This is a genomic window from Seonamhaeicola marinus, from assembly GCF_008085455.1.
The window spans coordinates 719-2,202 of the sequence record NZ_VSDQ01000418.1; the positions used below are offsets into that span (position 1 = coordinate 719).

1 protein-coding gene is annotated in these 1,484 nt (G+C 35.7%); it reads right to left on the reverse strand.

Going from position 1 to position 1,484, the window contains the following annotated elements; all coding sequences use genetic code 11:
• On the reverse strand, positions 1–1,484 hold a 1,484-nt coding region (locus tag FUA24_RS07455), incomplete at both ends, for an efflux RND transporter permease subunit (RefSeq protein ID WP_246146978.1).

Genomic DNA, 1,484 nt, shown 5'->3' on the forward strand with positions numbered 1-1,484 from the left:
GATTTTATTTCAGTTACCAACGATTTTACATCTCGACCTCTGACATTGATACCTACATAGGTTCTTCTGTTGGTATTGTCTCTACTTATTTGCATTGGTCCTGCTTTGTAACTTACATCAGCTACTTCGCGAAGTGGAATCTGTGCACCAGAAGGTAAGTTGATAAACAAATTTTGCACATCTGTTATGTCTTTACGATTATGAGAACTTAACCTAACCACCAAATCAAATCGCTTTTCTCCTTCAAATATAGTACCTGCTACTCCTCCTGCAAAAGCTGATTGCACAATTTGATTTAACGTGTTTATTTGAAGTCCGTATTGTGCCAATTTATTTCTATTGTAAGTAATGGTCATTTGTGGCAATCCTTTCGTAGCTTCTGCTCGCATATCACCTATACCTTCAGTACCTGCAATAATTTTTGATATTTCCTCTGCTTTTTGAGCGAGGATGTTTATATCTTCGCCATAAAGTTTAACAGCAATATCTTCTCTAATACCTTCAAGCAACTCGTTAAAACGCATTTCAATAGGTTGGGTAAACTCATAATTAACGCCAGGAATAATTTCGACTGCCTCTTTTATTTCTTCAATGAGTTCATCTTTTGAAGACACTGTTGTCCATTCGCTTTTAGGTTTTAGGATTACAAAAATATCCGCAAAATCCATCGGCATTGGGTCTGTAGGCACTTCGGCAACACCAATACGACTAACAATTTTTTCTACTTCTGGAAATTTTGCTTTTACTATTTGCTCTATTTTAGTGGTAGTTTCAATGGTTTCAGTAAGGGAACTACCTGGTTTTAAAATAGCGTGAAATGCAATATCACCTTCATCGAGTTGCGGGATAAATTCACCACCCATTCTTGAAAACATAAAAACGGTTATCCCAAACAACACAACTGCAATACCAATTACCCATTTACCTTTTCGCAAGGCTCTAACCAATATAGGTTGATATTTGTCTTCAACCCAATGTACAAATCTATCTCCATAAGATTTTTTATCATTTTTTGGTGCTCTTAACACTAAAGCAGACATCATTGGCACATAGGTTAAACACAGTACCATTGCACCAATCATAGCAAAAATAAAGGTCAATGCCATTGGTTTAAACATCTTTCCTTCAATACCTTGTAAGGCTAAAATGGGTAGAAAAACGATAAGGATAATCAACTGACCGAAAAACGCAGCGTTCATCATCTTTTTTGAAGCATTAGACGCCACTTTATCTCGCTCTTTGGATGTAAGCTGTTTCTTTTTTAGTACTTGTGATGCAATGAGAAATACTGTACTTTCTACAATAATTACAGCGCCATCAACTATAATACCGAAATCTATTGCTCCCAAACTCATTAAGTTTACCCAAACATCGAACACGTTCATTAAAATAAAAGCGAATAATAAGGATAATGGTATTGTTGAAGCAACGATTAAACCACCTCGCCAATTACCCAATAAGAAGATAAGCACAAAAATAACTAT